At 58.8% G+C, this 22,561-nt stretch carries 15 protein-coding genes and 1 pseudogene; 9 read left to right on the top strand and 7 right to left on the bottom strand.

From position 1 onward, the window contains the following. Positions 1–32 precede the first annotated feature (32 nt). The 4 genes and pseudogenes from JS530_RS09220 to leuC form a co-directional block, all read right to left on the bottom strand. On the bottom strand, positions 33–3,032 hold the full coding sequence (locus tag JS530_RS09220) for an Ig-like domain-containing protein (protein ID WP_240541173.1): 3,000 nt from the start codon (positions 3,030–3,032) through the stop codon (positions 33–35). Positions 3,033–3,152: 120 nt separating this feature from the next. Further along, positions 3,153–3,539, bottom strand: a pseudogene (locus JS530_RS11115) (CAP domain-containing protein); the annotation flags it as partial. A gap of 481 nt (positions 3,540–4,020) precedes the next feature. Beyond that, on the bottom strand, positions 4,021–4,713 hold the full coding sequence (gene leuD / locus JS530_RS09215) for a 3-isopropylmalate dehydratase small subunit (protein WP_152210167.1): 693 nt from the start codon (positions 4,711–4,713) through the stop codon (positions 4,021–4,023). 12 nt (positions 4,714–4,725) lie between these two features. After that, positions 4,726–6,129 carry a 3-isopropylmalate dehydratase large subunit gene (leuC, locus tag JS530_RS09210; RefSeq protein WP_214376871.1) on the bottom strand — a complete coding sequence of 468 codons (1,404 nt, stop codon included), beginning with the start codon at positions 6,127–6,129 and terminating at the stop codon, positions 4,726–4,728. Positions 6,130–6,421: 292 nt separating this feature from the next. Here leuC and JS530_RS09205 point away from each other — a divergent pair, with 292 nt between their 5' ends. Continuing rightward, a complete protein-coding gene (locus JS530_RS09205; protein WP_217625488.1) occupies positions 6,422–7,255 on the top strand; it encodes an IclR family transcriptional regulator in 834 nt (277 codons plus the stop codon). Positions 7,256–7,499: 244 nt separating this feature from the next. On the opposite strand, the gene JS530_RS09200 is transcribed toward JS530_RS09205, so the two are convergent. Next, positions 7,500–8,768 (bottom strand): metallophosphoesterase family protein, encoded by a 1,269-nt coding sequence (locus tag JS530_RS09200; protein ID WP_214376870.1) that lies wholly within the window; start codon positions 8,766–8,768, stop codon positions 7,500–7,502. A gap of 1,074 nt (positions 8,769–9,842) precedes the next feature. Between JS530_RS09200 and JS530_RS09195 the strand changes: the two genes are divergently transcribed. From JS530_RS09195 to JS530_RS09185, 3 genes are all read left to right on the top strand, one after another. After that, complete coding sequence (locus JS530_RS09195) at positions 9,843–12,080, top strand: RNA degradosome polyphosphate kinase (RefSeq protein WP_214376869.1); 2,238 nt, start codon at positions 9,843–9,845, stop codon at positions 12,078–12,080. A gap of 296 nt (positions 12,081–12,376) precedes the next feature. Then, positions 12,377–13,528 (top strand): NUDIX hydrolase, encoded by a 1,152-nt coding sequence (locus JS530_RS09190; protein ID WP_214376868.1) that lies wholly within the window; start codon positions 12,377–12,379, stop codon positions 13,526–13,528. Continuing rightward, positions 13,518–14,375: a hypothetical protein gene (locus tag JS530_RS09185; RefSeq protein WP_214376867.1), complete on the top strand. Its 858-nt coding sequence runs from the start codon at positions 13,518–13,520 to the stop codon at positions 14,373–14,375. Before JS530_RS09190 ends, JS530_RS09185 begins: the two co-directional genes overlap by 11 nt. Before the next feature lie 335 nt (positions 14,376–14,710). Here the strand turns inward: JS530_RS09185 and JS530_RS09180 are convergent, their stop codons facing one another. Further along, entirely contained in the window at positions 14,711–16,024 is a 1,314-nt protein-coding gene (locus tag JS530_RS09180; protein ID WP_214376866.1) for an ATP-binding protein, read from the bottom strand. 432 nt (positions 16,025–16,456) lie between these two features. Here JS530_RS09180 and JS530_RS09175 point away from each other — a divergent pair, with 432 nt between their 5' ends. From JS530_RS09175 to rlmH, 5 genes are all read left to right on the top strand, one after another. Next, a complete protein-coding gene (locus JS530_RS09175; protein WP_214376865.1) occupies positions 16,457–16,981 on the top strand; it encodes an FMN-binding protein in 525 nt (174 codons plus the stop codon). Positions 16,982–17,068: 87 nt separating this feature from the next. After that, positions 17,069–18,061: an FAD:protein FMN transferase gene (locus JS530_RS09170; protein WP_214376864.1), complete on the top strand. Its 993-nt coding sequence runs from the start codon at positions 17,069–17,071 to the stop codon at positions 18,059–18,061. A 136-nt stretch (positions 18,062–18,197) separates the two neighbouring features. Next, a complete protein-coding gene (locus tag JS530_RS09165; RefSeq protein WP_214376863.1) occupies positions 18,198–19,775 on the top strand; it encodes a ferric reductase-like transmembrane domain-containing protein in 1,578 nt (525 codons plus the stop codon). 68 nt (positions 19,776–19,843) lie between these two features. Then, positions 19,844–20,485, top strand: a complete 642-nt coding sequence (upp, locus tag JS530_RS09160) for a uracil phosphoribosyltransferase (protein WP_214376862.1) — start codon at positions 19,844–19,846, stop codon at positions 20,483–20,485. 222 nt (positions 20,486–20,707) lie between these two features. Next, on the top strand, positions 20,708–21,187 hold the full coding sequence (rlmH, locus tag JS530_RS09155) for a 23S rRNA (pseudouridine(1915)-N(3))-methyltransferase RlmH (protein WP_214376861.1): 480 nt from the start codon (positions 20,708–20,710) through the stop codon (positions 21,185–21,187). Between the two features lie 144 nt (positions 21,188–21,331). Here the strand turns inward: rlmH and JS530_RS09150 are convergent, their stop codons facing one another. Further along, entirely contained in the window at positions 21,332–22,441 is a 1,110-nt protein-coding gene (locus tag JS530_RS09150) for a glycerophosphodiester phosphodiesterase family protein (protein WP_214376860.1), read from the bottom strand. Positions 22,442–22,561 lie beyond the last annotated feature (120 nt).

Below are 22,561 nucleotides of genomic sequence, written 5' to 3'. Positions count from 1 at the left end.
AGCAGCAATCAGCGACTGATACTGTCAGCGCATCAGTCGTGCTGGCGCTTGGCGATAGCCAGTACCGTGACCGCCACAGCCACGAGCAGCAGGGCGACTACAGCGATGATGGCCACGCTGGAGCCGGTGTTGCTCAGGTTGTTCTTGGCGTTCTCGGTGGTGTTCTGGCCGGGCTTGGTGGTGTTGTCCTGCTTCTTGGCGGTGACGGTCACCGTGGCAGTCACCTGGTACTCAGTGCCCTGCTTGGGGGTCACGGTACCGTTCACGGTGAAGGTGCCGGCCTTGGTCAGCAGCTTGGCATCGTAGGTATCCCATGCCACAGTGGTGGGCACCTTGTCGTTGTTGGACCAGATCACGTTCACCTGTGCGGGCAGGGTCAGCTTGCCGCCGACCTCGACGCTTACCGGGAACTTGTCCTGTTCCACCTTGATCGGGGTGGCGGGAGCAACTTCAACGGTCACGTCCACGCCGTTCGCCCAGCCGTCCACGTCGCCGTGGACGGTGAAGGTATCGCCGTCACGGTTCTTGTAGCCGTCGAACTTGGCCCAGTTGATCTTGGCCGTGGTTTGTGCACCACCGTCATCCCAAGTGAGCTTGGCGTTTTCGGGCAGCTTCGGAGCAGTGCCAGAATCGGTCTTGACGGTGGTATCGCCATCAACGGTGGCTGCGGTCACCTTGGCACTGGCCACGGTCACCTTAGCTTCCACCTTCTGATTCCAACCCTGAACCGTACCTTCCACGGTCACGGTCTTGTCCTTGCCGGAGCGGTTGGAGAAGTCCACGGACTTGGTGTCCCAGACCACGGCAACGCTGGATTCGGTCTTGTTGGACCAGTGGGCGTTCACAGTAGACGGCAGTGTGGTCGGAGCCTTGCCGGCGCTCGTGGTGAACGGGCCGGCGGGGTTGTCGACGCTCGTGATGGTGGCGGCAACCACGTGCACAGTGACTTGAGTATCGAGACCGGCCACAGTGCCCTTGACGGTCACATCCTGACCGACCGTGTCATAGGCGGTGTCGGCCGGCTTGGTCCACGTCACACTTTCCTCGGTGGTCTCACCGTTGCTCCAGGTCACGGTTGCGGCTTCCGGCAGCGTGGGCACAATCTTGGCCGTGGTGGCGATGGCCTTGATTGGAGCAACGCTTTCGGCCTTGGCTGCGTTCACGGTCACTGTGAACGGAACAGGATCGGTCCAGCCGTCCACGGTACCAGTGGCGGTTACCGTGTGCTCGTCGATGCCCTTGTTCCAGTCCTTCGGCAGGGTCAGGTTCACCGTGCGATCTCCGGTCTTCTTGTCGTTCCAAGTCACGGTCACCTTGCCAGTCGGAGTCGGTGTCGGATCGGTGTTCTTGGCAGTGTCGACGGAGATCTTGTCGGTAGACGGCGTCACGGCGGTGATCTTACGCGCCGTAACATTCACGGTGACCTTGACGGTCAGCGCATTGTCATTGGCATCGGTCAGCTCATCGGCGGCCGCGCGAGCCTTGACAGACTTGGTGGTCGCAGCTTCCTTGAGCACAGTACCGGTTACTTCGAAGGACTTGCCAGCCTGATCTTCGGCGTACTTGGCAGCAGCGATAGATTCCCACTTCACCTTGTTGGTGGTCGTGGTGCCATTCGTGTACTGTACGGTGGCGTTCACGCCGCTCAGGACAGGTTCGTTCGTGGCGATGGTGTCCACGGACTTGCTGGTTGCCTCAGCGGAGACTGCAACCGGATAGGTGACGGTCACCGGCACGGAAACCTTGCCGGTCTGACCGTCCTCGGTCACCGTACCGGTGGCGGTAAAGGAACCAGCCTGCTGGTATGCGGAGGCGTCAATCTTGTTCCAGGCAACCTTCACGTTGTCTTGCGTACCGGTGTTGTGGGACCAGGTGATGGTCACTGTCTCAGGTAGCTTGCTGGTGGGGTCCACACCAGCGGGCACGGAAATGCCTGCGAGCGTCTGATCCTGAATGGTGGCGTGCTTTACGGTGATGGTAAGAGTCACGGTCTGGTCGGCCTGGCCGTTCACGGTACCCTTCAGCTTGATGGTGCCGCCCTTGTAGCTCTTCCAGGTCTCCGGCAGAGTATCCCACACAACGGATACACTCTGCTTCTCCTGGCCATTATCAAGGTCAGCCTGAACCTTGCTGGGCAGCTCGGAGGTTGGGTCAACGCCAGCTTCGGTAGTCATCGGAACCGGATCGTAAGCCTTGGTAACCTTCGTTTCCACAACGGTTACCTTCCAAGTGACCTTCTGGCCTGCTGCAGTACCGGTGAAGGTCTGAGAACCGACGGTATTGAAGGAGGCCTTCTTCGGGTCGGCATTAGCATCCCAAGTGATGGTCTCATCGGTCGGGTCGCCGTAGGACCAGTGCACCTTGACGGTGGTCGGGATGGTCGGCGTGGCGCCCTTGCTGACGGTTGTGGCTTCCGGCTGATCGACCTTGGTGATGGTGGCCTTGTTTACGGTCACATGTGCGGTGAGCGTGAAGCCCTCGACGGTTCCCTTGAGATCGTAGTAGGTGCCTGGCTTTTTGTAATCCTGGCTGGAGCCCCAATTGATGGTTTCGTCAGAAGTGCTGCCGTTTGACCAGGTCACGGTCGCGGTCTTCGGCAAGTTCGGTGCAGTACCGGCTTCCGTAGTTACGGAAGTCTCGGTATTAGTGGTGCCCTTGAACGTTGCGGCGGTAGCCTTGGCAGCCTTGACGTTGAGGTTCAGCGTAACGGTCTTGGTAGTGCCCTCAACCGTACCGGTCAGCTTGATGGTGTGAGCCTTGAGATCGGCATTCCAGTCATCCGGAATCTTCCACGTGACCTTGGCGGTGCCCGTAGTGTTGTCATCATACGTGACGGCCACTTCGGTCGTCAGCTGGTCGGTTGGCTTCGCAGTACCGGATTCCACAGTCACATCAGCGGGATTCGTCACCCCAGTGATGGTCTTCAACTGAGAAGCATATGCATTGAAATCATCCAGATAGTCGGAGGCATCATACTCATATCCTGATGAACCTTGCCACTGCATGCCGCCATACACTTGAGATTCGGTCATACCGTTTGCGTAATTGTTTCCATTGAAATTGGCACGCCTAGCGATTGCCAAACCCGTAGTAGAAAACGGAAGGACCTGGACCTTGGTTTCATCGGTCACACAGATTTTATTAGTCAACGTGCGGTAATGACCTATCTGCTGAGATGATTTGCAATCCAGCGGGTGATCATCGTAATTAGTAATTTCTGAATACCAGTTTTTGACCGCGGCGGACTGATTGTCAGAAGTCCACGGCGCATAAACAGAACCAGTGTACAAGTTTTCCAGCGCGAAATTCCAACTCTGGCCGTTGTTCGCAGCATGGCCCCAATGACGCGATGAGTAATTGACGTTGGACTGCGACGCAGCCATCATCTTATCAGTAATCTTTAGCGGAGTCAGACCATTCCCATTATCATCGCATGCGCGAGCTGGATTCCCCTGAGGCAAATCAGTACGGCATGGTTCATTCTTCAAAGAAGAACGGAAATTATTGATAGAAATAATCTGCTCAATAGCGACCTTCATATTATCCAAGGAAGTCGCATCGTCCGCGGCGCCAATGTTGGTTAAGTCCTTGAAAGGTGCAGTTTTGAGTAGATTAGCCGCATCAGCTGCAGTAGCTTTTTCATCGGCATCTGTCGCATTCTCGGACTTCCAGACGAAGTAGCCGTAGGATGACTTCTTCTCCGTGTCAGACAACGAATTCCATGTGCCGGTCGCAGCCTGGGCGGGCAGGGTGCAGAACAGCATTGCCGCGCTAATCAGCGCCGCAATACCCCCCCCTAAAGCTTTTTTGACCATGTTGGTAGACATGTTCCCTCTTCCCCTCTTCGGGTACGTGCACGGCCTTGAACCTCTCCGCGCACAGTAGTACGTATACAGAAGCTAAGTATAGGCGCGGGAAGGTATAAGAAACATGTCGAATTCCGCCACAACGCTGTGGCATTACTCACCTACAAGTAAGGCTCCCAATAGGGAGCCTTACTCATGTATTCGCTGACGACAATCAGATAATGCCGCGATCAGCTAATGGTCCGGCCCAATCCGAAGTCTCCGGCTCGCGAGCGGACTGGATCTGCTCTTCGGGCCAGTGCTTGGCGGGGATGGTCTTGGGCTTGAACGGGAACTTTTCGGCGCGCATCTTCTCGTAGGCGGCGATATCGTCCTCGTGCTGCAGCGTCAGGTCGATGTCGTCGTAGCCGTTCATCAAACGCCAACGGGTGTAGTCGTTCACTTCGAACGGCAGGGTCACGTCACCGCAGGTCACGGTGCGGGTTTCCAGAGAAACCGTCATTTCGCGGCCGGGTTCCTCTTCGAGCAGCTTCCACAGCAGCTCGACGGATTCCTGCGGCATAATCGCGGCCAGCACACCGTTCTTGGCGGTGTTGCCGTAGAAGATATCGGCGAAGCTCGGGGCGATCACCACGCGGAATCCATAATCATGCAACGCCCACACGGCGTGCTCACGGGAGGAGCCAATGCCGAACTCCGGGCCGGCCACCAGAATCTGACCCTTGCCGGCATACTCCGGCTGGTTGAGCACAAAGTTCGGGTCGCGGCGCCATGCGTAGAACAGAGCGTCATCGAAGCCGGACTTGGTCACGCGCTTCAAGAACACGGCCGGAATAATCTGATCAGTATCCACATTGGAGCGGCGCAGCGGCACACCAACGCCGGTCAAAGTAGTGAGTTTTTCCATAATTACAGTCCTTTACAGATCAGCCGGGCTGGAAATCGTACCGCGGATGGCGGTGGCGGCGGCAACAGCCGGAGAGGCCAGATGCGTGCGCGAGCCCTTGCCCTGGCGGCCTTCGAAGTTACGGTTCGAGGTCGAAATCGAGCGCTCGTTCGGCACCAGCTTGTCCGGGTTCATGCCCAGGCACATCGAGCAGCCGGCGTTACGCCATTCGGCACCGAAGTCCTTGAACACCTTGTCAAGGCCTTCCTTCTCCGCTTCCAGACGCACGCGGGAGGATGCCGGCACGACCAGCACGCGGTGAATCGAATCGGCCTTGTGATGACCCTTCATAATCGCGGCGGCCTGACGCAGATCGTCGATGCGGCCGTTGGTGCAGGAGCCGATGAACACGGTATCCACGGCGATGTCCTTGATCGGCATGCCGGGCTTCAGACCCATGTACTTGATTGCGCGCTCGGCGGCGGAGCGCTCGGTGGCGTCGGCGATCTTGGCCGGATCCGGCACATCGGCGGTAATCGGCAGACCTTGACCGGGGTTGGTGCCCCAGGTCACATAAGGCCCAAGCTTGGTGGCGTCAATATCAACCACCTTGTCGAACACCGCATCGTCATCGGTCTTCAGCGTCTTCCAGTAGGCCACGGCCTTATCCCACAGCTCACCTTCCGGCGCATGCGGGCGACCCTTCAGGTATTCGAACGTGGTTTCATCCGGCGCAATCATGCCGGCGCGAGCACCAGCCTCGATGGACATGTTGCACACGGTCATGCGCTCGTCCATGGTGAGGTTGCGGATGGCCTCGCCGCGGTATTCGATCACGTAACCCTGACCGCCACCGGTACCGATCTTGGCGATGATCGCCAGAATGATGTCCTTGGCGGTGGCGTCGGCCGGCAGCTTGCCGTTGACGTTGATGGCCATGGTCTTGAACGGCTTCAAGCTCAGCGTCTGTGTAGCCATCACATGTTCGACTTCGGAGGTACCGATGCCGAACGCCAAAGCACCGAACGCACCATGCGTGGAGGTATGCGAATCACCGCACACGATGGTCATGCCCGGCTGAGTCAAACCCAGAATCGGGGCGAACGCATGCACAATGCCCTGATCGGCATCGCCCAGCGGGTGCAGTCGCACGCCGAATTCCTTGCAATTCTTCTCCAGCGTGGTGAGCTGCAGTGCGCTCGTCTTGTCTGGATTCGGTCGATCGATATCCACGGTTGGGGTGTTGTGATCCTCGGTGGCGATGAGCTGATCGACGTGGCGCGGCTTACGGCCGGCCAAACGCAGGCCTTCGAATGCCTGCGGGCTGGTGACCTCGTGCATGAGCATCAAATCGATGTACAGCAGATCGGGAGCGCCGTCGCCGCCCTTGCGCACCAGATGATCGGCCCAGACCTTCTCGGCCAGTGTCGTTCCCATAGTGTTCCTCCAAAATTTTCCGCGCGAGGTATTGTGTTCGCGCCTTGTTCGTGGTATAAGCCTATGTGGTTGCGTTGGGGTCGGCCTCACTCAGGCCGGATATTGAGATAACCGCGTTAATACTTGTTTTCCGCTTTCTCCGCGCTGTCCTTGGATACCTTATATACTGTGTCGAGTTGCTCGTTCGCTGCGATTTCTAACATCGTGGATGATGTTTTGGACTGCGACCACCAAGTGAGACACTTCCACGATTTGGTATTTCACTATGTGAGATGGCATAATCGCATGTATTATGACTGATTCCCAAGAAGAACCATTAGAGACCGGCACTGCCGCGTCCGAAACGCTTGAAGCCACTCCGGCCACCGCACCCGCATCCGCAGCTGCAAACACCGCTGCGAACGACGGCGAAATCCACTCCGGTGTCGGCGTACTTGATAAAACCGTGAAGATTCTCGACGCCCTGGAGTCCGGCCCGTCCACGCTCGGCCAGCTCGTAGCTGCCACTGGGCTCGCTCGCCCGACCGCGCACCGACTGGCCATCGCACTTGAACGTCACCGCTTTGTATTGCGCGACCAGCACGGTCGTTTTGTACTCGGCTCCCGCTTTGCCGAGCTTGCTGCAGCTGCCGGCGAAGATCGCCTGTTGACTGCCGCCGGCCCGATTCTGCAGACTCTGCTCGACCGTACCGGTGAATCCGCGCAGATCTACCGCCGTCAGGGCGACCAGCGCGTGTGCATCGCCGCCGTGGAGCGCGTCTCCGGCTTGCGCGATTCGATTCCGGTGGGTGCCATGCTGTCTATGGAAGCGGGCTCCGCCGCCCAGATCCTGCTCGCATGGGAGGATTCCGAGCGTCTGCATCAGGGTCTGCGCCACGCCAAGTTCACCGCCACCAAGCTGGCCGCTGTGCGCAAGCGCGGCTGGTCCGAGTCCGTGAACGAGCGCGAAGAAGGCGTGTGCTCCATCTCCGCGCCAATCCGCAACGCTTCCGGCCAGGTGATCGCCGCCATTTCCATCTCCGGCCCGACCGGTCGTATGGGCGCCGCTCCCGGCCGCCGTTACGCGCCGCTGGTCATGGCCGCCGGCAAGTACCTGACCGAAGCGCTGGTCAAGGCTGTTCGCTAACGCACCGAGCGTCAATAAGAAATCGGTCTTCAGCCGACGCTGTATTCTTCCGTAGGTATTGCATCTGCTGCTCTTCTCTCCCTCAGTCTCCCTCAATCTCACTTCGTTCGGCAGCTCCCTCGTCAGAGGGAGCCATGGTTTACGGCCTCCTCTGACGAGGGGGCTCCTGCGAAGCGGGTGGTGGAGAGAAGAAAAGCAGCGTTAGCTGCAGAAAACTCGCAGCGGCTAAAGGCCGATTCCTTGTTTACTTGAACAACCCGGTCAGCTGGCTCCACAGCGACGGCTTGCGCAGCAGATCGTCACCCTCCCCCTCACCGGGCGTGGCCTGATTCACCGCGTAAGTGTATGCCTGCTTGGAGCTTGGCTTGCCCACCAGCTCACCGAACTCCAGCAGCTGCGTGCGCGGCTCATACGGGTGACGAATATCGAATTCAATTAGGCGCGTAGCCCTCTTTGCCGGCGCCGGACCATACGTATTGAACCCGCAGGTTGGGGTTGCGATCACAGTAATTCCCTCATACTCCCCCACGAAACCATTGCGATGGTCATGGCCAGCAGCCACGGCAAAGTAGCCGCCGCTATCGCGCAGTATCGCAAACTCATCCGACTGATCCGGGCAGGAGATACCCTCCCCCAGATAGCCGCCCAACTGGGTGTGCTGCTCATCAAGAATGTAATAGGTGTCCGCATGATCGCGGTAACCCTGCATCGCATACGCGGTATTGGACGGAACCGACTGCAGCACCTGGTAATACTCCGGCAGCGGCATGTGCTGGAACACCATCGAACGCACGACATCGCCGTCCTGGTTGTTCAGCAATCCCGGCACACGGCGCAGAAAATCAAACGCTTTCTCAGAAGGCACACCGAAACCGCCGCCGTGCGCATAATCGCCGGAATCAAGTATCACCAAACCCAGCACATTGCGCTGACCTTCCACATCCTTCACCGGGAGCGCCAATGTACCCGGTTCGCAAGCGTATATGGTCTGATCAGGCAGCAGCGTATCCGCGGCGTTGATGCAGCCGGGAAATTCGCGGTAGATGGAGTCAAGCTCAGCATTGCTCAGGCCGCACTGGAAATCGTGATTGCCGTAAGTCACCGCCCACGGCACTTTGCGCGCCTCAAGTGGCGCCACAAACTGGCCGATCGCCTTGCGCACCAATTCCCGGGTCTTCTCAAGCGCGCTGGCACTAGCCGCCGTATCCTCACTCCACCGGCGTTTGCGGAAGGTATCAGCGAAAGCCGAATCAAACCCGGCGATCTGATTGCCGGAGAACACCACCAGATCCGGGCGCGTGGCATCAATGCTGGCCGCGATCAGCCGCACGGTGTCTTTGGAGACTTTCGGTCCGTCCTGAATATCGGCCACTTGCAGCACGCGGAATTTGCCGGACGCGTGGAATTGCAGCCGACCGAGTCGCGCGGAAATAGAAACCGGGCGGTCATCCCCGGCTTCCACCGGCTTGATACGGGGTCTGAAACCCTCAGGAGCTCGCTGTGTTTCCGTCATGCTTCCACTGTACACATGCAATCTTGGGACAGGCGGCAGGCGCGGGCAGGTTAGACTCGCAAAACAGGCGCGCAACATGGACGAAACCGGCGAGAACGGCGAAAACCGACAAAACCGGCTCGAACCCTCACTATGTATGCGTCCCAACGAACCCGCCGCATACATAGTGAGGAAAACACGGCCCAAAACCTCACTAAGTATGCGGGATCACGGTCGAGCCGCATACATAGTGAGGAAAACAGGTTCTGAACCCTCACTATGTATGCGCAGCCTTCGTTGCGCCGCGTACATAATGCCGATCGCACCCCAATACAGGCAATAACTGCGCGAGCCAACCATGACCAAGCGCAGCTACTACCTATTTACAGCCTGATACGGGCAGTAACTGCGCGTCGAAGCGCGTGCAAACGTGGACGCCGTGATGTAAAGGCCGGGTCATAAGGGGTTCATAAGGGTCTAGGAACCATAAGAGGGTTAAGTAAAGAAAAGTGTGTCTAAAATCGGTCGCGAGGCTTACTGGCGTCTTGCATGTCGGGGTGTGATTAACGGTTCGGGTGTTAATCCGGCCGGGTGCTTGACTTTTCGGGTTGGCTTGTTCCATGAGCAGGAACAGGCCACAGCGCCCCATCGCGCGCCTAGGCAAAAAGAAAAGGCCCACCGGAGTGGGCCTTTTCTACAAGTTCAACCTCACGAGCAGAATCTCTGCACAACATCATCGTTGCAACGGTAAGTCTTTCCAATGCCCGTCCAACGTAACAGTCCTCGTGACCATACACTATTTGTGGGCTCTGCTCTGTTCAGTTGTTCTTGTAGTTCATAATCTATTCATCTCCCTCCAATACCGCAAGCCGCACACCACGGTTGTTCGATTTTTATCGCAACTGTTCAATCGAACTCAATCAAACCAAGCAAACGTGGATTTGCGTGCAAATCGAACCCGTACGATGTTCTTTTCTGTTCACTTCCGCACTTTCCTCGGCGTGTTGCACACAACTTCAACACCAACATGAACGGAAGCTGAACTCTGGCGCGTAACCCCGGAATCCGGCCACACCAAAGCCTACGATGTAAGCTATGGCACAGATATTTGACGCACCCTCAAAGGCAATCCTGCGCAGCCAAATCGCAGAGCACATTGCCGAAACCGATAAGAACGACCGCCGCGTCGATAAGGAAGGCGAAGCCCCGCTTCCCAAGGATCGCTTCTTCGACCGCGAACTGAGCTGGCTCAAGTTCAACCAGCGCGTACTCGAGCTAGCAGAAGATGAAGATGTGCCGCTGCTTGAGCGCGCCAACTTCTCCGCAATCTTCGCCTCGAACCTTGATGAGTTCTTCATGGTCCGCGTAGCAGGCCTGAAGCGCCGCATCGATTCCGGCATCGCCGTGCCCTCCGCCGCAGGCCTGAGCCCGCGCCAGCTGCTGCGCGCCATCAGCGAAACCGCGCACCGACTGCAGGACGAGCACGCACACTACACCATCAACACCATTCTTCCCGAGCTGGAGAAGGAACATATCGTTCTGCTCACCTGGGATAAGCTCACCCCGGCCGAGCAGGAGCGCCTCTCCCGCTACTACCGCCAGCAGGTCTTCCCCGTGCTGACCCCGCTCGCCGTGGACCCGGCCCACCCGTTCCCCTACATTTCCGGCGGCTCCATCAACCTCGCCGTGATTGTGGAGAACCCGGCTTCCGGCAAGTCCCACTTCGCCCGCGTCAAGATCCCGGGCAACCTGCCGCGCCTCGTGCCGGTGGACGACATGACCGACGAAGAGTCCAAGGATGAGCGTTACGGCTTCATCACCATGGAGAAGCTCATCGCCGCGCACCTGGAATCCCTGTTCCCGGGCATGATCATCAAGGAAGCCCGCTCCTTCCGCGTGACTCGTAACGAAGACATCGACGTGGAAGAGGATGACGCTGAGAACCTGCTCAACGCCATGGAGAAGGAACTGCTGCGTCGCCGCTTCGGACCGCCGATTCGCCTTGAGATCACCGACACCACGAGCCCATTCCTCTCCCAGCTGCTCGCCGACCAGCTCGGCGTGAGCCAGGACGAGGTGTACCGTCTGCCCAGCCCGCTGGACTTGACCGTGCTCTTCGAGCTCGGCAGCGTGGACCGTCCGGACCTGAAGAACCGCCCGTTCGTGCCGACCACGAACCGTCAGATCGCAGAAGTCGAATCCTCCCGTGCACAGGACATCTTCGCCGCCATCCGCGAGCGCGATATCCTGCTGCATCACCCCTACGATTCCTTCTCCACTTCGGTGCAGGCTTTTCTGGCACAGGCTGCAGCGGATCCTAAGGTCCTGGCTATCAAGCAGACGCTCTACCGAACCAGCTCCAACTCCCCGATCATCGACGCACTGATTGATGCCGCCCATGCCGGCAAGCAGGTGCTCGCACTGGTGGAGATCAAGGCTCGCTTCGACGAGGACGCCAACATCGCTTGGGCTCGTAAGCTTGAACGTGCCGGCGTGCACGTGGTGTACGGCATCGTTGGCCTGAAGACCCACTGCAAGCTCATCGAAGTCGTGCGTCAGGAAGCCGATGGCCTGCGCCGCTACTGCCATGTGGGTACCGGTAACTACAACCCGAAGACCGCACGTCTGTACACCGATCTGGGTCTGCTGACTTGCGACCCGGTGGTCGGCCAAGATCTGACCCGCCTGTTCAACCAGCTGTCCGGCTACGCTCCGAAGTCCAGCTTCCACCGCCTGCTGGTCGCTCCGCGTACCGTGCGCACCGGTCTCATCCAGCGCATCCGCCGCGAGGAGGATGCTGCCCGCGCTGGTAAGGAAGCATGGATCAAGATCAAGGTCAACTCCATTGTGGACGAGAAGACCATCGATGCTCTGTACCGCGCCTCTCAGGCCGGCGTGAAGATCGACATTGTCGAGCGCGGCATCTGCGCCCTGAAGCCGGGCGTTCCGGGCCTCTCCGAGAACATCCGCGTGCGCTCGATCCTCGGCCGCTTCCTGGAGCACTCCCGCATCTACGCCTTCTGCAACGCCGACGGCCCGCAGATCGGCGAAGGCCCGGCCTCCGGCCCGGAAGTGTACATCGGTTCCGCTGATCTGATGCACCGCAACCTCGACCGTCGCGTTGAGGCTCTGGTGCGCATCACTGCTCCGGAGCAGATCGACGAGCTCATCAAGTACGTGGATCTGCAGATGGCTGACTCCACTGTGAGCTGGCATATGCAGCCCGACGGCACGTATGTGCTGCACACCAAGGATGACGAAGGCCGTCCGCTGGTGGACAGCCAGGAGTACCTGATTCGCAAGCACTCCCGCCGCCGCAGCTCTCACAACTAAGCCGCGCACGTAAGTTGCGCACGTAAGTTGCGCGCAACTCCGGCTCCCCTCCCCCGAGGGGAGCCGCGTGCTATATGGCCATCATTCCCCGGTCTTCTCTCCCCCCCCCCAAGCGAATCCACCCACACCCACACCCCACATCACGCGTGAACGCTAACACAAAAACGCTGCTACACTGGTTCTCGGACAGATAGCAATTGATGCCCGGTTTCCTGCCCCCGCAGGAGGCCGGGCATCGTCGTTTTCTACGCACAAACTACGTAGCGGCATCCCGTTTTGCCCTACAATAATGAGTGATGGGTAGCAATAATATGAGGCATGTCACCGAGGCCGCCGGCGGAATCATCTACCGGTGGAAGACCGCCGAGAGCCCTGTTGCACAAAAGCACAGCAGCCACAATCAATCATCATCAACAACCGAGCACCAAGACCCGGGCACCATAGATCCGCAGTCACTATCGGACTCATCGCACAACGTACTGAGTCAAATCGAACTGTGCGTGGTGCACCGGCCAAAGTACGACGATTGGAGCTGGCCCAAAGGCAAGCTTGACCCGAACGAATCGCACCGGCATGCGGCCGTGCGCGAGATGGGCGAGGAAAGCGGCCTGCCCGTAGCGCTCGGCGCATACTTAGGCGAAGTCACCTACCCCATCGCTGAGGAAGGTGCCAAGCATCGGCATACGAAAAACATTTCCGAAGACGGCAAGCATGTGCTGTTCTGGATGGCGCATCCGATTAGCGCCGTCGACAATCTGCGCCGCACGCACGCGTTTGGTCCGGTACATCGTGCGGACGAAGGTGAAATCGACCAAGTCGTGTGGCTTACTCCACTCGAGGCGCGCAAAAAACTCACCCATTCCACGGATAAAGACATCCTCGCGCTGTTCGTTGACCGCGTGCAGGAGGGTGCGCTGAAGGCTCAGCCGGTGATTATCGTGCGGCATGGCAAGGCCGAGGCCCGCAAACTGTGGAAAGGCACGGATGCGAACCGTCCTATTACGCCGCGCGGCGCCGCAGCAGCCTATGCGTTGAACGCTGAGCTTGCCTGCTTTAATCCGATTCGACTGGCGACTTCGCCGTGGATTCGCTGCCAGCAAACGTTGGAAACGTTCGCGTGGGAAACCAACAGTGAGATGGTGAAGTTGGACGAGCTCACCGAAGACGCGTTCGCCAGCGATCCCGCAGCCGCTTGGGAATGCCTGTTGAGCGAAATCGATTTCGCTCTGGAACGCGAGCAAGGCACGGCGATCTGCATGCACCGGCCGGTAATCGGCGGCATGTTCGAGCATTTGCGCGGCATGTGCCGGCCTGCGGCGCTCGGCAAGCGACTTATCGCGAAAACACCCTTCATGCCCACCGGCACGGCGGTAGCATTGTTCGTTGTCAGTACTCCGGATGGCCCGGAAATCATCGATATTCAGAAGGTTCAACCGCTTGTCTACTAGACCCGCTTACCCCGATTCCTCCAACTCCTCGGCCGCTGCAGCCGCCGCGCATGCCTCCGCTCATGGTTCCGGATTAGGCCCGGGCTTTGGCTCGCTGCGCGCAGCCGGTGCCGCGTTCGGCCCTGCTCGCATGGGCTCGCTCAGGCCGTCGCGCCCGGCGCAGCTCGACCCTGCTGTGGCTGACGGCTTGGCTGGCGGCATGGATCCGCAGGCCATCAGCGAAATGAGTCACCTGTCTGCTGCGGCATTGCTCGATCGCGTGCGGCACAGCGAGGATCCGGAAGTCGTGCAGCGCGTGCTCACGTTGGTGGAAACGGTTGGCGTGGATGAGATAGCGGAACTGTGGAGTGACGCTGAACCGGATTCATTGCCGGGGGTGCTGTGGCGGCTCTATATGCTGCGCACTTGGATGCGCAACAATCGTGATTCGATTGCACAGCTTTGGCGGCTGGGAGAGCCGGTGGCCACTACGGCTTCGGCAATCGCCGGCGTGGATCAGGCACCTACTGAGGATGATATTGTGCGGCTTGCCGATTCGATTCTTTCCGGTGCATTTGTGGGCGATTTCGCCGTGGCATTGGAGCGCGCTGCCGCGTTTACCGATGTGGTGGCGCTTGGGTTGCGCGTGGCAGCCAAACGAAGTGCGACTGCGGCCGCCGGTTCTATTGCCGGTTCTGCTGGTGATGAACTGACAGCGAAACATACCGGCAACGGCGCAGCAGCGCCGAACGCAACGCATCCTGCCACGCGTACGGCTCGCCTGCTGCACACGTCGGCGAATCTGATGGCCACCGCGCGCACGTTCGAGCAGGGCGCGCACCTGTGGCGTCGCGGACGACTGGAGTAGTGCAACGTGATCTCGGCTCCCTCTGACGAGGGAGCTGTCTGCTGAAGGCAGACGAGGGGAGCAGCTACGGCAAAGCCGCCGATAAACAGTATCCTATTCCGGCGCGCCCGACGTACCCTCTCGCTATACTAGGGATTCGCGTCGGGCCGTGCTTAAGCCCCGGGCTCCATTTTTTGCCGCCGCGAGCGGCCCTTGCGCCGACAGGCGCTTTCGCGGTCCGACGCTTCACACTCTCTTTAATGCACTGCGCAAGGGCCGCGAACCCCTCCGGTCCAGCAATTAAGGACTCGCCTACGGCGAGACCCAACATCACCCTCGCTCGGCTACCGCCTCACTCAGGCCCCCAAGGTCGCAATTGGTACCACTAGAATACCGTCGTTGCGGCGATAAGCTTTACTGCCGCGACCGGTGAGGAACATCATGAATTCTGGTTCACGGATCTGCGCCATGGGATTACCGCATATTTTCCGGCGAAACGCCATAAGCTTATCCGCATTCTCCTCAGTCACTTTGAGATCGCTGAGTTTGATTTCAATAGCCCCCCAACGCCCATCGGACAATTCAATGATGACATCAACTTCCAAGCCTTTATCATCGCGGTAATACGCAATACGGTTACCTGCACCCGGCATAGCCGACACGTATACGTTGAGGTCACGAATACAAAGTGTTTCAAATAAATCACCAAGTGTTTGCGTATCTCGGATCAGAGTTTTCGGGGAACCGCCCAATACCGCAGCCGGCAACGACGGATCCACAAAATACCTCTTAGGCTTGGTACGCACACGGCTTTTGGCCCGTAACGGTGGTTCCCAACCTTCCAAATCCGTCAAAAGATACAGGTCCTTCAGCATTTCCAAATAGTTTTTCACGGTCTGGGTATCCGGTTCACGACGCTCATCACCATATGCCATGTCTGCGGCCAGCGTTGTATATTTTGGCGCTTGCGAAATATTGACAGCAAGTGCACGCATCAGAGTCCGTGCAGTTGCCGAGCTTTTGTTCATCTTCGGCACACTGATGTCCAACACGCTCTTGATATATTCTCCCGGTATCTCCAAGGCGAACTCATCATCCAGTCCAAGGTTCGCAGGCCATCCGCCTCTGCAGCACCATCTGGAGATATCTTCGATACTTGTTTCACGCTCCGCGGGCTGAAACGAACCGTCAAATAGACCTGACAGACTAATTGCTCCTGTCGAGTCACCGGACTCCGACAGACTCATGGGCCACATACGCAAACGAGCGATTCGTCCAGTACCACTGTGGTGAATAGCTGTGCTGTCTTTGGGAATAGCCGAACCTGTGAGAATCAATTGCCCTTTATGGTTAGCATTGTCATCAATATGACGACGTGCAGCATCCCAAATCTGCGGGACGTCCTGCCATTCGTCCACCAAATGAGGTTCTTCACCCATCAACACCAGCATGGGATCTGTCTGCGCCGCCGCAAAAGTAGCACTATCATCCAATCGGTCGACGCTTCGCGCTTGCGAAAGAGCCGTCCATGTTTTCCCGCACCATTTCGGACCAACAATTTCCACTCCGCCGAAGGCTTTCAACAATGTGGTCAGTCTGCCATCAACCACGCGAGGACGATAACCAGACCTAGACAAAGTGCCACTGAACTCATTATCTGACGCATTCATCGTCTGGCCTCCTTACTCAACGGGCAATCTCCATTTCAACGCCTCATAATATGCTTTCCCGGTTTTACACCCATCCGATTCCCGATTTTACACCCAATTCATTCCATGTTTTACGCCATTTCCATTCCATGTTTTACGCCATTTCCATTCCATGTTTTACGCCATGTTGATTCCATGTTTTACGCCTCAACCAATCAGTCAGCGCACTCTTCTGCACCCACCGCTGGATGCGCAATGAGAAGTACATCACAAACTCCACGGTTTTCAGCAGGCTTTCAGAAATCGTTTACTTTGCCGCCAGCATTAGCCGGATATCGTCGTTAGCAACGGGGAATTCCGCGCGGTTTCGATGAGCAGTACCTATTCGACGCGCAACAGACCACTACGAACACGAATACCACGAACACTTTTCAGAACATTTCAGGAGCGACTATGAAAACAGTGACGCGCGGCATCATCGCCGCAGTAGCCGGACTCGCCATCATCGGCGACGCCTTCCTGCTCTTCGTCAAACCTCATCTTGCACAACAGTCAGCCGCCAGCGGCACTGCCCTCGCATCCGGGAGCACTGGTTCCACCAGCTCCGAATCCAACAGCAACAATGCTGATTCCAATTCGGATTCCAGCTCCAGCGATACCGATAACTCCAGTTCCAACAACGACTCCGGTCTCGCCGACGGCACCTACACCGGCGTCGCCACTCAAAATCAGTACGGCGAAGTGCAGCTGCAGATCACTGTGGAAAGCGGCAAAATCACCACCATCTCCACCATCAAAGCACCGTCCACCGGTCGCTCGCAGCAGGTGAACGCACAGGCCATTCCGGCACTCACCGAACGCGCCATCGCCGCGCAAAGTTCCGAAATCCAGTTCGTCTCCGGTGCCACCGAAACCTCCACAGCCTTCGTCAACTCATTGCAGGACGCCATCAACCAGTCGCTGAACGCCGGCAAATAAGCCGCTTCGCGCGCAGCACAACGCCCACAGCGCGCCCGCCGCACACGCCAGCAGCACAGCATCACATCCAACATCGAAAGGACCATCGTGACCGTCATCCAAGCGCGCGTCATCCATGCGATGACCGTACCGTTCACCGTGCAGATAGTCGGCAATGCCGAACAGTCCGCACAGCTGACCACGGTGATTGACGAAGTCACGCCCCACATTGCCGACTATCTTCGTCACATCGAAGCCATGTTCTCGCCGTTCCGCAACGACTCTTCAGTCGCCGCCGCGCGCCGAGGCGACTGGAACGCGCTGCTTACTCAGCGGTTCGCGCACAAGCAAACCGCGCGACAGGAAGCCACGCACAAGCAAACCGCACGCCAGGAATCATCAGTCCTGTCCAATCAGGTTTCTCCCAATCCCCAACACAATGTTTCACACAGTGTTTCACAGCATCACACACAGCCAAGCAAGCCAAGCATGCCGAACTCCCACCGACTGCAGCACACCGATTTCGCGGAAATCTACGCCCTCACTCAGCAGGCCAAAGAGCTGACGCACGGACACTTCGATCCGATGCACGCTGGGCAATACGATCCAACCGGCATCGTCAAAGGATGGGCCATCGAGCAGGCCCATCAACGATTCCTGATGCCGCTCATCCAAGCCGGCGTATGCGAGGCAGCGGCCTTGGGCGGTGGCGGCGACATCCAAACCGCAGTCGCCCCTAACAGTGATTTCACTTGGCGCATCGGCGTGCAGGATCCCACCAACCCCAATGCCACGTTGCGCACCATCACCCTACGCAACGGCGCTGTCGCCACCTCAGGCACCAGCAAACGCGGCGAACACATCACCCGCAGCGCGCATGATCTCGCACAAGCCACCGTGGTGGACGACCATCTCACGTTTGCCGACATGTGGGCCACCGCGGCAATCAGCGCCGGAGAGCAGACCTTCCGCAGTATCGTGGGCGCAAACCCGACCGCACGCGCCAGTCTGATGGCGGTATTCGTGCGCCCGGACGGCAGCGTCACCCAATTCGCACCCGGCACCGGTGCGCCCAGCACTGGCGAACCCGGCACTCACTAATATGCACTAGCGCACGCGCACAGGCCCACGTATCAGCGCGCCATCGCGCGCATCACCACGAGCCAACACGAGTCACCACACACGAGCCAACACACGCCAACACACACGTCACCACACACGAGTCAAAGGACCACTCATGAAACGCATCTCCTCACACATCGCCCTAGCTTGGGCGGTTGTGCTGTTCATTATCCCGCTGCCCTTCCTGGCTACCCTCGTCGCCGGATTCCCGGCCCTCTACAGCAGTTCGATGTTCGGCGCGGAGCTCGGCGTCATCGCCTATACCTGGATGCTCGCCGCCGTATACCTCGCCTGCCGCCCGCGCTGGGTGGACCGCACGGTCGGACTGCCGCATATGTACATGATTCATGGTGTGCTCGCAATCCTGGCCATCGTGCTCGCTTTCGTACATCAGGCGCTGCTGCCGGGCGCCGGCGAGCTCATCGGACTCACCGGTCACCTTGGCTTATACCTGTTCATGGCGGTGGCGGTATGGTCGTTGGTGTTCATGGCCGGCTGGCTGACCGCCCGCGTGCCGGTTCTGGCGCGAATCAAGCGCGCGCTGGAGCAGGTATTCCACCATGAGATGAGCGTGTGGCTGCATCGGCTCAACATTGTGGCCATTGCGCTGATTGTGATTCATGTGCATGTGATTGATTACATCGCATCCATCAAGCCATTCATCTTCCTGTTCGACGCGGCCACGATCATCGTGTTCGCATACTACGTTTGGAGCTCCATCAACCGCCGCGCCTTTGCCTTGCGCGGCCATGTAGTGTCTGTACGACCGCTGGGCGGGCGCGTCAGTGAGCTGACCGTGGCTTTGGACAGCAATGCCGGCAAGGTTGGTAGTCGCACAATCGCCGGCAATGCGGATGTCCGCAGCCATTCCAGTACCGGCGGTGCGAGCATCCGCTGGAATCCTGGCGATTTCGCGTTCATCGCCTTCCCCGGCAAGCGCGGCATGCGCGAATATCATCCGTTCTCGCTCACCAATTCCTACCCTGCGACTGCGAGCGCCTCGTTCGCCGCAGCAGCAGCTCATGCTGCAGTCGCCAACGCTGCAATTGCTCATACCGCGGCACCCAACGCGACTGTGCACACTGCTGCAGCAACCAATACCACCGCGGCAGCAGGCAGCACTATTACCTTGCCACACCCTGACTTCCCCACGATGGCATTCGCCATCCGCGCCGACGGTGACTTCACCGCGCGCATCGCTTCGCTCAAGCCGGGCGACACTGTGCACATTGTGCCGCCGTACGGCCGCTACGCCGAGTTCATCAAGGAACACGACAGTCACGCAACCACCAAGGCTGACCAAGTCGCCGTGCAGCAGGGGCGCGCATCGACTGTGACTCCTCAGCGCACGCCGCTGGTATTGATTGGCGGTGGCATCGGCATCACGCCACTGCTCGGCGTGCTCACCGCCTACGCCGACGGCAACCGGCCAGTCGACTTCCTCTACACCGCACGCTCCGAACGCGAACTCATCTACCGCAATGAACTGGAGCAGTTCGGCCGCACCACGCCGGCCACGCGCGTGCGACTGCAGACCGGCCGCGCGGATGAATCAGCCATAGCTCCGATGCTTCGCCCCGGTGCCGCCTATCTCATCGCCGGACCGCAACCGATGATGGAGGCCGTGCGCGCAGTGCTGTTCAAGCATGGCGTGCGCGCGGACGACATCTACTATGAGCCGTTCGCCATGTGATGTTGTGATGTGATTGCCGGCCAATGCTGATTCGGCGGGTCGGCAATCATGGACTAGGCTTAGGCATTATGGAACTTCACGTACTGAATCATCCGCTGGTTGAGCACAAGCTCACCGTGCTGCGCGACAAGAACACCCCCTCGTCCACCTTCCGCGAGCTCGTCTCCGAACTCGTGATGCTTGAGGCTTACGAAGCCACTCGCGACCTTTCCGTAGTCTCCACTCCGATTGAGACCCCGGTCGCCCCCATGACCGGCAAGAAGCTTGCATCTCCGCGTCCGATCATCGTGCCGGTGCTACGTGCCGGCCTGGGCATGCTCGACGGCATGACCCGCCTGATTCCGACCGCCGAAGTCGGCTTCCTCGGCATGAAGCGCGACGAAGAGCATCCCACTCAGCAGATCACCTACGCCAACCGTCTGCCCGACGACCTTTCCGGCCGCCAGTGCTTCCTGATCGACCCGATGCTCGCCACCGGTGGCACCCTGGTCGCAGCCACCCATTACCTCGCTGAGCGCGGCGCCAAAGACGTGACCGCCATCAACATCATCGCCGCTCCTGAAGGCATCAAGTACGTCGAGGAGCACATCGACCCGTCTATCGACTTCAAGGTCGTGGTGTGCGCGGTTGACGAGAAGCTCAACGACAAGTGCTACATCGTGCCGGGATTGGGCGACGCCGGCGATCGCCTCTACGGAGTAATTGATTAACGGAGTGTCCTCAGCGTTGCTCCTCAGTCGCGGTACCTTTGTACCGCTTCCCTCGGTGCGCCTTGAGGACACACACGTTCATCAATTCCTCAATCTCATCGATTGATGGAGTTGTATACCGACTTTCTAAGCGCTCCCCTCAGCCATACACTTGGCTCCCCTCTTTACGGGGAGCTGTCGAATGAAGTGAGACTGAGGGGAGCTTCATGTTATAAGGACTTTATGCAAATCGACATTATTGCGCCGGGCCGCGTGAAGGAGCGCTACCTCCGCGACGCCATCGACGAGTATTCCAAGCGGCTCTCCCGCTATTGCAAGCTCAACATCATCGAAGTCGCAGACGAAAAGACCCCTGAGCACGCGTCTGAAGGCATCGAACGGCAAATCAAAGCCAAGGAAGGCGAACGTATCGCCAAACATCTGCGCGACAACGCCTACGTCATCGCCCTCGCCATCGATGGCAAACAACTTTCCAGCGAAGAACTGGCCGCCAAAATCAACGATCTGGGATTGCGCGGCACCAGTCATATTCAGCTGGTGATTGGAGGTTCCATCGGCCTCGATGATGCGATCCTGCGCCGCGCCGACTACAAACTCAGTTTCTCAAAGATGACATTCCCGCATCAGCTGATGCGCGTCATCCTCCTGGAGCAGATCTACCGCGCCTACAAAATCAACGCCGGCGAACCCTACCACAAGTAATCCGGTGAGGGAATTCCTCCACCGTGTGGTTTTGCGGAGCAGCAGCATAACGTCATTTTGGCGGAATAAAGCCATTCTGCATTACCACACGGTGAGGGAATTACCACACGGTGGAAGTGTGTTTACGGCAGCAGGAACCGCAGCTCACTGCGCGTCAGGCACAAACGCTTCAAAGATATGGCGGTCAAAGTACCGGTCGCACTGGGCCAGCTCATCACTGCTACGCACGGTCCAGGAGACCGGCATAGCGCCCATTGCGCGAGCCAAACGCACCTGCGGAGATGAACCACCGGTCCAGTCATACGCCACGAAGTCCGGGCGGGACATCCAGTCGAAGGCCAGCAGACCCGCAGCCCATTCCACCGGACCATCCTTGGCCAGCTTGGCCGGCCAGCTAAGCTGTCCGCGGCACACCTCCGGATGATGTTCCTTGTACCAGTTCACGGCACCTGGGTGGAAGGACTCGATCACATACGGACCCTCATACGCCTGCAGCAGCGCGTGCCCCTTCTCCATCAGTTCCTCAGTGCGAGCATCCCAGGCGCTGTTGTTGCTGAACTTGTATTCCACAATCAACGGCGCGCGACCAGCCACCACTTTGAGCACGTCGGAGAACAGCGGCACATGCTGGTAATAGCCATCCGGCGCGGCAGACGGCGTGACCACCAGCGGCGGATTCGCATCGGAACCGGGCAGCGGCTTGGCCTTCAAATCGCCCGGCTTGGAACCCGGGAACAGCGGGATGCGAGTCAGTTCGTCGTAGGTCAGATCCTCGATGCGACGCGGGTCGCCGGCCACGCGCAGCAAATCAGCGTCGTGCACCACAACCACTTTGCCGTCAAGCGTCAACTGCAAATCAAGTTCGATGCCATAGCCGGCCTCGCAGGCGGCGGCGAACGCAGCCAAGGAATTCTCCGGCGCGATCGGACCGGCCACACCCGGGCTGCCATAACCGGCTTTCATTGCCATACGACGAGCGAGTGCCACATATTCCGCATTCTCAGCGATGGCGAGACTCGTCGTGTCAGCTTCAGCGCTGACCGGATTGTCGCCGGAATAATCATCCACATCGCTGGGATTCACAAGGCCGGAGCCGGCATCATGCAAACCGCGATGCGCATACCAGACGTCCGGAATGGACGGCACGAAGTTGCGACGCTTATCGTTGAAGCTTCGCGGCGCCAACGCCCACGCTGCGGCACCCGCGGCAGCAGCGCCGGCCAGTACAACATTTCTCAACAGTTTTGAAGACATAGGAATCCTTCCCGTTAGTGGTATCAGATTACCGCCGTCCAGGCACTGATGTGTGCTGGCGTCCCATGAACTTCTTGTGAATTTGGCTGCACGCTGGGCTTCGGGCTTGGCCGCACGCTG

The sequence above is a fragment of the Bifidobacterium colobi genome (assembly GCF_018555455.1).
GTDB lineage: Bacteria > Actinomycetota > Actinomycetes > Actinomycetales > Bifidobacteriaceae > Bifidobacterium > Bifidobacterium colobi.
The sequence above is the reverse complement of the archived record's forward strand: the minus strand, read 5'-3'. Positions and strand labels throughout refer to the sequence as shown.

What these genes read in the sequence shown, in the direction of transcription:
- JS530_RS09220 (WP_240541173.1), bottom strand. Translation starts at nt 3,032, where the DNA reads ATGACCGAATCTCAAGTGTATGGCGGCATGCAGTGGCAAGGTTCATCA.
- leuD (WP_152210167.1), bottom strand. Translation starts at nt 4,713, where the DNA reads ATGGAAAAACTCACTACTTTGACCGGCGTTGGTGTGCCGCTGCGCCGC.
- leuC (WP_214376871.1), bottom strand. Translation starts at nt 6,129, where the DNA reads ATGGGAACGACACTGGCCGAGAAGGTCTGGGCCGATCATCTGGTGCGC.
- JS530_RS09205 (WP_217625488.1), top strand. Translation starts at nt 6,422, where the DNA reads ATGACTGATTCCCAAGAAGAACCATTAGAGACCGGCACTGCCGCGTCC.
- JS530_RS09200 (WP_214376870.1), bottom strand. Translation starts at nt 8,768, where the DNA reads ATGACGGAAACACAGCGAGCTCCTGAGGGTTTCAGACCCCGTATCAAG.
- JS530_RS09195 (WP_214376869.1), top strand. Translation starts at nt 9,843, where the DNA reads ATGGCACAGATATTTGACGCACCCTCAAAGGCAATCCTGCGCAGCCAA.
- JS530_RS09190 (WP_214376868.1), top strand. Translation starts at nt 12,377, where the DNA reads ATGGGTAGCAATAATATGAGGCATGTCACCGAGGCCGCCGGCGGAATC.
- JS530_RS09180 (WP_214376866.1), bottom strand. Translation starts at nt 16,024, where the DNA reads ATGAATGCGTCAGATAATGAGTTCAGTGGCACTTTGTCTAGGTCTGGT.
- JS530_RS09175 (WP_214376865.1), top strand. Translation starts at nt 16,457, where the DNA reads ATGAAAACAGTGACGCGCGGCATCATCGCCGCAGTAGCCGGACTCGCC.
- JS530_RS09165 (WP_214376863.1), top strand. Translation starts at nt 18,198, where the DNA reads ATGAAACGCATCTCCTCACACATCGCCCTAGCTTGGGCGGTTGTGCTG.
- upp (WP_214376862.1), top strand. Translation starts at nt 19,844, where the DNA reads ATGGAACTTCACGTACTGAATCATCCGCTGGTTGAGCACAAGCTCACC.
- rlmH (WP_214376861.1), top strand. Translation starts at nt 20,708, where the DNA reads ATGCAAATCGACATTATTGCGCCGGGCCGCGTGAAGGAGCGCTACCTC.
- JS530_RS09150 (WP_214376860.1), bottom strand. Translation starts at nt 22,441, where the DNA reads ATGTCTTCAAAACTGTTGAGAAATGTTGTACTGGCCGGCGCTGCTGCC.